3 protein-coding genes and 1 pseudogene are annotated in these 3287 nt (G+C 32.6%); all 4 read right to left on the reverse strand.

Going from position 1 to position 3287, the window contains the following annotated elements; genetic code table 11:
- Positions 1-579 (reverse strand): annotated as a pseudogene (locus tag RQ893_RS08705) (ABC transporter permease); the annotation flags it as partial.
- Between the two features lies 1 nt (position 580).
- Positions 581-1282 carry an ABC transporter ATP-binding protein gene (locus RQ893_RS08710; protein WP_311482623.1) on the reverse strand — a complete coding sequence of 234 codons (702 nt, stop codon included), beginning with the start codon at positions 1280-1282 and terminating at the stop codon, positions 581-583.
- Positions 1283-1356: 74 nt separating this feature from the next.
- On the reverse strand, positions 1357-2130 hold the full coding sequence (gene thyX, locus RQ893_RS08715) for an FAD-dependent thymidylate synthase (RefSeq protein ID WP_311482624.1): 774 nt from the start codon (positions 2128-2130) through the stop codon (positions 1357-1359).
- Between the two features lie 38 nt (positions 2131-2168).
- Positions 2169-3287: cation:proton antiporter (locus tag RQ893_RS08720; protein WP_311482625.1), on the reverse strand; the 1119-nt coding region annotated here is incomplete at its 5' end.

Genomic DNA, 3287 nt, shown 5'->3' on the forward strand with positions numbered 1-3287 from the left:
GGCGAAACCATCTATTTCTTTTTTACCAATAGGAGAAAGTTCTCTCATATCTTCCATAAATTTTTCGCTAGTTGAAAAAAATCCAACTATCTTAAAATTTGTATTTTTTATCTTAGAATTTTCTTTTTGATCATCATTAATATATGAAAAATTTACCTCATCGCCTATTTTATAATATTTTTCTAAGGACTTATCAAGAATGATTTCATTATCCTTATTTATTAGAGTTCCTTTTTCTAGATTAATTTTTCCAAAATTTTTATCAAAGGATTTTAATCTAATAATTTTTTCCCCATCCTTAAGGTCAATTGTCTTGATATAAGAAATTTCATCAATATTACTATCATTTTCCAAAAGAATTTTATCTTCATAATCCATTGGATAGGTTGATTTCACTATTATATCTGGGTGGCCAAACCTATCTAAAGATGACCTCAAGCTTTTTCTCATTGATGGACCAGTTAGGTTAAGAGCAACAATTACCATAGTTGCAAGCCCAACCATAACACCTATGGAAAAAACTTTTCCCTTAGTTTTGTTAATATCTCTGAGGATATTTTTTATATAGGTCTTGTTCATACTACCACTCGAGTTCTTCTACAGGTACTGGATTTTCATTTGTATAAGCGTTTAAAATCCTACCGTCTTTTAGCTCTATTACTTCATCAGCCATTGGTTTTATTAAAGAATTGTGAGTTATGATGATAACTGTAGAGTTGAAATTTCTTGATGCGTCTTGGAGGAGTTTTAAGATGTTTTTTCCAGTTTTATAATCAAGAGCGCCTGTTGGTTCATCACACAATAATAATTTTGGGTTTTTAGCAAGAGCCCTTGCAATAGCAACCCTCTGTTGTTCTCCACCAGAAAGTTGGGACGGGAAATTTCCTTCTCTTTTAGAAAGTCCCACCTGGTCTAAAATCTCATCTGCCTTTAAGGAATCCTTTGAAATTTCACTAGCTAATTCCACATTTTCTAAAGCTGTTAGGTTTGGGATAAGGTTATAATGTTGGAAAACAAAACCAACATCGTCCCTACGGTATTTAGTAAGTTCTTTATCATTAAGTTTACTTAGGTTTTTCCCATCTATGATAATATCGCCGCTAGTGGCCTGTTCCATCCCACCGATAATATTTAAAAGTGTAGTTTTACCAGCACCAGACGCACCTACAATTATCAAAAGCCTTCCTTCATCAAGCTTGAAACTTATCTTATCATTGGCAAGTATTTCAGACTGGCCAGACTCATATTTTTTACTTACTTCATTTAATTCTATGTAAGACATAAGAACCTCTTCTTTCTATATCCTTATTCTAAATTTATACCCATTTTAAGGCAAAATAAAAGAGCCAGGGGCCCTTAAATATTTTTAAATTTCTCTCTTACTTCGCTAATCTTTCCGCAAGTCATTTTTCCTTCAGGGCATGGACCCGATATACATGATGGACCAGCTGAAGCGAAGACATTTGGATAAATATCTTTAACTAATTTTACCATTTGGTCAGACATTTCTCTTATCTCCCATTGAGCCCTATTACAAGACCTAAGATTGAAAAAATGTAGGAGAGTTCTTGCATTCATTGTAAATACTATTTTAGTTTCACAAGCATTAGGAAAAACGTATCTGGCATCCTCAATAGCCATCTTAGTGGCCGTTCTTTTCGCAGATTTTTCTTCTTCGCCCTCATTAACTAGGTCATTATAATGTTTTTTTGTAAGAATTTCAGTAAGTCTATCATAGGCTTCTTGGTCTTTTTCCATAGCATCTATGAAAATTTGCCTTGCTTCAGGATTTTCCTTTATATAAGGAGGTATTATATATTCAAATCCATTAAGTTTCACATATCTTTGTGATTGTTGGGAATAAGAAGCAAGCCTATGACGAACAAGCTGATGAGTTAAGGTTCTTGAAACGCCTTCAACAGCAAAGGTGAAAGAAATATGTTCAATTGGACTTAAATGACCAAGGCTTGCAAGCATTTTTACATATTTTGCTATTGACTCTTGATCTTGTTTTTTAGAAATTTCCTCGACACCAACAGCAGAATAACACAATTTACCTGCCTGCGCTATGGTTTCTTCACCGTTTTTTGTATAATTTAATAAAGTAACTTTTAGATTTGTTTCCGCCATAACTACCTCCTAAGATTTATAAGCATTATACCATTAAATTAATTTGGAGCTTTTTTTAATAATTTTTTATAGGTCTTATCGATTAAAATAGCTCCCAATGGTGCTGTAATAATAATACCAAGAACTGCTATTGATAAAATTGCCATCCCTGATCCGATTCCATTTGCAAGAGCAACCGACCCTATAGCCGCTTGAACAGTTGCTTTTGGTGTATAGGCAAGGATTGTAAAGGTCTTTTCTTTCTTATCTAGCTTACTTCCAGCAATAGAAATAAATACTCCAATGGACCTAATTAAAAGCCCTAAAAATATCAAAAGTATGCCAATAATTCCAATAGCTGTCATATATTTGATATCAACTTCTGCCCCAACTAGAACAAAGAGTAAAATTTCTGCAAATATCCAAAGTTTAGCAAATTTTTCAGAGAGTCTTTCAACAACTTCTTCTTTGGCTTTAATTTTATAAGATGAAGCCATTGCTATTACTGCAAGTATGCCGGATATTGGAATTATATTTTTTATAAGCCCTTCTAAGCTAACAAGTAAAAAAGAAAGTGCCAAAATAATTATAACCTTGGATGAGTTTCTTATATAAGTTCCATTTTTATAACGTCTTTCAAAAAATAAATACAATAAATATCCTATTAAAATTCCAAGTCCTATTCCTAAAACAATTGATACTGGCACTCTTAATAGTGATGTATATGAAAATTCACTTCCCTTTGCCATTGATAGAAAAGATGAAAATAAAACCAAGACAAAAACATCATCACAAGATGCCCCTGCCAAGATCATTTGTGGAACAGATTCATTCTTTCCATAACCTTCATCAATAAGTTTAACCATCCTAGGCACAACTATAGCAGGAGATACGGCACCCATAACAGCTCCCATTAAAAGTCCATCAACTAAATTTAGTCCTAAAAGTTTTGGAACGAAAATCGCATAAGATAAAATTTCAAAACTTGCTGGTAGAAAAGACAATAATACTGCAGATCTTCCTACTTTTTTTAAATCTCCAATATCAAGGCTGAGCCCTGCCTTTAATAAAATTACAATTAATGCTATGGTTCTTAAATCAGATGAAATATTTAATATATTTTTATCAAGTAAATTTAAGACTTGTGGTCCAAGAATAATCCCAGTTATAAGCATTCC

The sequence above is a fragment of the uncultured Anaerococcus sp. genome (genome assembly GCF_963510915.1).
GTDB lineage: Bacteria > Bacillota > Clostridia > Tissierellales > Peptoniphilaceae > Anaerococcus.

Excerpts from the sequence above, each read along its gene's own strand:
- RQ893_RS08710 (WP_311482623.1), bottom strand. The coding sequence starts at position 1,282 with ATGTCTTACATAGAATTAAATGAAGTAAGTAAAAAATATGAGTCTGGC.
- thyX (WP_311482624.1), bottom strand. The coding sequence starts at position 2,130 with ATGGCGGAAACAAATCTAAAAGTTACTTTATTAAATTATACAAAAAAC.